The 6170-nt window shown below is 45.6% G+C and carries 4 protein-coding genes; 3 read left to right on the top strand and 1 reads right to left on the bottom strand.

What is annotated here, in order from left to right; genetic code table 11:
• Positions 1 to 28 precede the first annotated feature (28 nt).
• Complete coding sequence (locus FHS57_RS28740) at positions 29 to 586, bottom strand: helix-turn-helix transcriptional regulator (RefSeq protein WP_183979780.1); 558 nt, start codon at positions 584 to 586, stop codon at positions 29 to 31.
• A 497-nt stretch (positions 587 to 1083) separates the two neighbouring features.
• On the opposite strand from FHS57_RS28740, the gene FHS57_RS28745 reads away from it, so the two are divergent.
• The 3 genes from FHS57_RS28745 (at position 1084) to FHS57_RS28755 (ending at position 6006) form a co-directional block, all read left to right on the top strand.
• On the top strand, positions 1084 to 3315 hold the full coding sequence (locus FHS57_RS28745) for a hypothetical protein (RefSeq protein ID WP_183979782.1): 2232 nt from the start codon (positions 1084 to 1086) through the stop codon (positions 3313 to 3315).
• A gap of 32 nt (positions 3316 to 3347) precedes the next feature.
• Positions 3348 to 4733, top strand: coding sequence for a DUF3748 domain-containing protein (locus FHS57_RS28750; protein WP_229601481.1), 1386 nt, complete (start codon positions 3348 to 3350; stop codon positions 4731 to 4733).
• A 79-nt stretch (positions 4734 to 4812) separates the two neighbouring features.
• Complete coding sequence (locus tag FHS57_RS28755; RefSeq protein ID WP_183979783.1) at positions 4813 to 6006, top strand: alpha/beta hydrolase family protein; 1194 nt, start codon at positions 4813 to 4815, stop codon at positions 6004 to 6006.
• Positions 6007 to 6170 lie beyond the last annotated feature (164 nt).

Raw genomic sequence — 6170 nt, forward strand, 5'->3', positions numbered from 1 at the left:
CCCCTCAGGTTGGATTCCAGCCCCAATCTCAGGAAGCGGCCCTTGCTTCCATCTGAAACTTTTTGGGCGTCAGTCCAAAGTGCTTTTGAAACATCTTGTTAAACTTAATGCTCGATTTGTCACCGTAACCAATCATTTTGGCAATTTCTTTTGCTTTATGCCCTTTTCGGAGCAAATCGGCCGCATAGTCCATTTTTTTATCAATGTACAATTGGTAAAAAGACTTGCCATAGACGGTTTTAAAGATTTGTTGAAAGTTTAACAAACTGATACTGTACTCTTTGACAATGTCCTTGATGTTGGCCGAGGTACTAAAATCGGTGTCAGAAATGTACTGTCGATAGATGTTTTCTACTAGCTGCGCTTCTTTCAGGCGCTTTTCTTTTTTTCTAGGGGTTAAAGCAGGGTCGGCATCACTCATTAACGAGGCAATCTCCAAGGGAGACTCAGTAGCGCTAGTTCCTTTGTATTCTACTTTAAAAGGGATGTGTGCTTTGATAAGGAACTCCATACATTCAGCAACATTGGCCTTATCAATTTCGATGATAAGGGTTTCTCCAGTTAGGTTTGGCGGGATGGCATTCATAACGACATTTCAAAATTATACTTTATTATCAATCTTCCACTGATGGTTTCATCAAAATTAGCCCAAAAGAAACAAATATCCAATAGCAAAAAAGATACGAAACGAAAAAGTAAATAAAATGCCTTTTTGAGCATACAAACACTCTTTTTCTTTGTACAAAATTCGTCATTTTTTTACCTTCTAAATGCCTACAATTGACGCTCTCAAATGTCAAAAAACCAGTCTCTTTCGTTTTAAATGACTAACAAACAACGAACTAAAGGGCGCAATTATGCACTATTTTTTGGTACTTCCAAACCGTTAAATAAATTCTCCAAAATTATTTATCAAGCGTTTTTTCTTCAGAGTTATGGCTATTTATCAAACAATATATACAATTCAGACATTAGCTTATGGTATAAAATTATGCCGTGGCAAAATATCCTTTTGGACAGCGAAATAGTCTTCGCTCGCGCATCCGTCGTACTATAGATATTTATTTTTCTGATAAGCCAACTATGCGTTTCACTTCCACACTTGCATTATTGCTAACATTTTGGGTAACATTCCCTTCGCTATCTCAAAAACTGCGCCCAACGGCCTACACCGACCAGCCATATCTCCAAGATTATAGCATCAAGTACTATGTTCAAGACAGTTCGGTGCAGCTTCGTAAAATCCTTACCGACAAAGACGGACGGGTACGAATTTTGACTTCAGCAGGACTCATGCAGCCCCACGGGGGACAATTCCAGTACCCAGGCCAACTTCGCCCTGACCGCTCGTACGTTCCAATGGCCAGCCGAAAAATAGCAGATATGGCACTTCTTCAAGGTCAACTGGTTTTTGTGGACGACCGTGCGGTGTTGAGCAATGCGTGGGCAGGAAAAGTGTATGCGCCACATTCGCTTGGCTCGGCCCAGAAACTGGCGTCGTCGCCCAACTTTACGTTTCTGGTTTCCGATGCTCAACGGCTTACATTGCTCCAAAACAATGCCGTTGTGGACACAAAACCCGCCCCAAGTCAGCCCATTTTGGAGCTGGTGTTTGATGCTCCTCGAAACCGTTTTTTAATGCTTACCTCGCAGCAGATTCTCTCCTATTCAGTGGCGACCAAAGCGGTTAAAACCGAATTTCAGGGCAATAATCTGAGCTGTTTTGCTTTGGCCAAAGACTCCCTGTTTGTAGGTACTTCAAACGGCTATTTTGCCGTTTCGGCCCTTACTTTCAAGGCCACTGCGCTTCAAGAAAAACTACCTTGTCCACAGCTAACCGCCATGGCGTACATCAACGACAAACTATGGCTAGGCTCTACCACGGGAGCCTTTATGCGTCGGTCCGAAGGTGGCTTTAACTATTATTATGGCGAACGTTGGATTCCTAGTAATCGGGTGGTGAGCATTGCAGCAGGGCCAAACCAAACCGTTCAAGTACTTACCGACAAAGGCGTAGGCGAAATTCATTTTGACAAAATGACCCTCCACGACAAAGCAATGGTCTATGAAAATCAAGTGCGCCAACGCCACATTCGTTATGGTTTCAACTGCGACGTTTCTACCTTAAAAAATGGCGATTTGTCCACCTTTGAAATGGGACAGCGCGACAGCGACAACCTCTGGACGTCGATGTACCTCGTTAGCCAGCTGTTTCGATACAAAGTGACGGGAGAAAAAGTAGCCCTCGACAACTGCCTCGAATCGTTTGAAGCCATGCAACGACTCTTTAGTATTACCAACATGAAAGGGTACTTTGCCCGAGGTTTTGAACGGCACGGACACCATAAATTTAAGGCCATTCCGTGGGATGGTGGCATGACCAACGGCTGGGTGCAGGCCAAAGACAGCGTGTGGGATTGGCGCGGTACCACCAGTAGCGACCAAACCGTGGGGCAAATGTTTGCGTTGACCCTTTTGGCACAAAACCTGGACGGCGAAGTCAAACAAAAAGCCATTACTTTGATGGACGAACTGATGACCTACATCATCGAAAATGATTGGTATTTGATTGATTTTGATGGCAAACCCACCCTTTGGGGAAAGTGGAATCCTGCGTATGTCAATGGGTTTTCCAAAACAGTTGGTGACCGCAAATTGTATGCGTCCAACATTATCGGCTTTTTACAAACGGCTTATCATTTTACCAAAAAAGAGATTTACAAAGAAAAGGCGTACGAGTTGATGCAAAAACACGGCTATTTGGAGAACCTCATGCGCCCGATGGCCGAGATTGGGCGCGTTGATGAAAACCAAGGAAAACTTGCTGCCGAACTCTCCGAAGAGTGGAATCACTCCGACGACGAAATGTACTTTTTGGCGTACTGGTGTTTGTATCCGTACGCGTTTACTCCAGAGCTAAAAAAACAATACCTTCATGCCATCAAAGAGCATTGGAATTTTGAACGTCCTGAGAAGAATGGCTTGTGGAATTTGTGTTATGCCATGACAGGGGCACAACAATTTGACCAAAAAGAAACGATTTGGTACTTAAAAGAATTTCCGCTGGACATGATCGAATGGCAGGTTATGAATAGCCACCGCAAAGACCTTGTGTCGGTTCCAGCCAATTTTCGGGGACAAACCATCACGCACGTTCTTCCGCCCGACGAGCGTCCAGAATTGAAACACAACCGTAACCTTTTCAAGCTCGACCGCCTTGCCAACGGCCAAAGTGAGTTAAGTGCGGGCGATTCCTTTTTATTACCCTATTGGATGGGGCGCTATTTGGGCGTCATCAGTGCTCCAACCCGTTAGTTATTGTCCTACTTTATAATGAACCAATTTGTATGCGTCTTCTAACAACCGTTTTATGCTTAACCACCCTTGCCATGACTTCTTGCAACAGTAACCAGTATTTAAAAGAAACGCAATTAACCAACGACCTTTCGTACCACCACGATTTGGACAACAACGACAATTTTTCGCCCGATGACCAGTGGTTGGTCTATGACACCCGCACCGATGACGGTGGCATTGCGGCATCGGCCAAAATTGAAAAAGTTCATACCCAAACGGGGGAGAAAAAAGTACTATACGCCCTGCCCAACAACGCCGCATGGGGGCCTGGCGCGGGGGCGGTAAGTTATGCCCACACCGAAGCCTCGGTGGTCTTTATCCATGGTCTAATGAACGTGACCGCCGCCAACCCTTATCAACAATGGCGACGGACAGGAATCATCATCAAAGACCAAGCGCCCAATGTTCCTATTTATATGGATGCCCGTGATGTGACGCCGCCTTTCACCGCTGGCGCACTGCGCGGCGGCACCCACCGCCACGAATGGAGCGGCGACGGGAATTGGATAGGTTATACCTATAATGATGCCATCCTAAAAGCACTTGAAGACAAAACGCAACAAAAACACAACCTCCGCACCATTGGCGTGTCGAAACGCGGACATTCGGTGACCGTTTCCAAAACAACCAACGGCGAAGATGTATCGAGCGAATGGTTTAGCGCGGTGGTCGTTCGGGTAACGCCTACCCCACAAGCAGGCTCCGACGAAATTAGCCACGCCGCAGGCGACAGTTGGGTGGGTCTAAATGGGTACCTAAAGCCCGACGGCCAACGCCAAATAGCGCGGGCTTTTGTGGGAAAAGTAAAAGATAAAAATGGCAAAGACGTTGATGAAGTTTTTATCGTGGACATTCCTGATGACATTACTCAAGCAGGCGCATGGGGGCCGCTCGAAGGCACCGACACCATGATGCCCATGCCGCCCAAAGGCACAAGTCAACGCCGCCTGACCCACACCGCCGACACTGCTTTTCCAGGATGTACGGGCGTTGTTCGTTCGTCGGGCGATGGTAGCGTGTTGGCATTTTTGGCCAAAGACGACAAAGGTGTGCAACAAATTTTCACCCTCTCGCCACTTGGGGGTACACCCACTCAACTGACCTTTCATCCCTCCAATGTTGAAGGGTATTTTAGATGGCATCCCGACGGGCAGCACCTTTGCTACGTTTGGAATGGAAGCATTGTTTTAGTAAAACTTGGAAATGCCCCCTTTGAAAATCGGGTACGACTACTTACACCTTCAAGCAACCCTTCGCCTTCCAATTTGGTATGGTCGCACGATGGAAAAAAGATAGCCTTCAACCGTGCGTTAAAAAAACCACAAACAGAACAAGAAAATAAGCAAGTTTTCATCGTTCATCTCGACAAATTATAAGGTATTTTCAAAATTGGCGGGCAACTTTCTCTAATTTTGTACGTTTAGAAACAGAACCCAAACGCGATATTCTCTTCGTATGAAACACATCAAACATTCTTTTTACCTCTGGTTGCTGGCACTGGTTGTCATTGTTAGTGGATGTTCCAAAAACAGCGACCCAACGCCTTCCAACCAATATTTAGTAAGCAGCGCCCTCGTTGGAGAATTTACCAAAGACCAGCTTGTGCAGCGAATAGCGGCAGGCGACCCTGCTTTTGCGCAAATTGCCCCGTTTCTTCAATACGGCATCAAAGTGTATAAAATCGTTTACAAAACGAAAAACACCGATGGCAAGGAAATTCAGGCTTCTGGGGCATTGATTTATCCTGCTGCCAAAACCACCACCTCGGCTCTTATCAGCGTACAGCACGGAACCATTCGCTCCGACCAAGAAGCGCCGTCGTACTTTGCGGCCAATTCGGAAGCAAGTTTAGCAGGCTCGCTTTTTGCTTCGTTGGGATACATCATCGCTTACCCCGACTACATTGGATATGGTACATCTAATACCGTACCGCATCCTTACGAGCATCGTGCCAGTTTGGCATCGGCCTGTTTGGACATGATTCGGGCATCAAAAGAGTTTATCAACCAAGAAAAAATTCAGTGGGATGAACGTCTGTACATCGCGGGCTATTCGGCGGGTGGTTTTGCAACCATGTCGCTTCAAAAGAAAATCGAAGAGGAAGCCAGTGCCGAATTTAACCTGAGAGCATCGAGCTGTGGGGCGGGGGCTTACGATAAAACGGCTTTTATGAAGTACATTACCACCAATAAAACCACGGGGGTTGTGGGTTATAACCAACTTTATTTGTGGACCTTACTTACTTACGACCGAATCTATGGCCTCAACCGCCCCACGACTCAGTACTTTAAAGACCCTTGGGCAGCCCAGATTCAATCGTCCAAAGAGAATGCCAATATCAACGTGAGCTTTAATACCATTTTTACCGATGCGTTTGTCAAAGGACTCACCGACGGCACAGACACGGGTTTTACCAATGCAGTAAAAGACAACGACGTGTATGATTGGAAACCCAAAACACCCACGCGTTTGTACCACGGTGATGCCGACGATTTGGTCTTTTATTTCAATTCACAAAACGCCTTCAACGCCATGAAAGCAAGAGGCGCAACCAATGTGGAACTAATTACCCTCAAAGGTAAAAACCACGCTACGGCGGTTCAGGATTTTCTTTTAGGTTCTTATCAATTCTTTTCTTCAATACAGTAGGAACTTCATATAAACTGTCTAAAATGAAACATCCCGAAAGTTCTGAACTTTCGGGATGTTTGCGTAAATAGGCTTCCCTTGGAAATTACTTTTTCAAAAAATATTTTCAAAAAATCCACTCAATTTGGAGTGGATTTTTTGCTTAAAAATTGTCAAATTATAGA

The organism is Runella defluvii (assembly GCF_014195535.1).
Classification (GTDB): Bacteria; Bacteroidota; Bacteroidia; order Cytophagales; family Spirosomataceae; genus Runella; species Runella defluvii.

Bases quoted from the DNA above. Each gene is read 5' to 3' on its own strand.
- FHS57_RS28745 (WP_183979782.1), top strand. From the start codon at position 1,084: ATGCGTTTCACTTCCACACTTGCATTATTGCTAACATTTTGGGTAACA.
- FHS57_RS28755 (WP_183979783.1), top strand. From the start codon at position 4,813: ATGAAACACATCAAACATTCTTTTTACCTCTGGTTGCTGGCACTGGTT.
- FHS57_RS28750 (WP_229601481.1), top strand. From the start codon at position 3,348: ATGCGTCTTCTAACAACCGTTTTATGCTTAACCACCCTTGCCATGACT.
- FHS57_RS28740 (WP_183979780.1), bottom strand. From the start codon at position 586: ATGAATGCCATCCCGCCAAACCTAACTGGAGAAACCCTTATCATCGAA.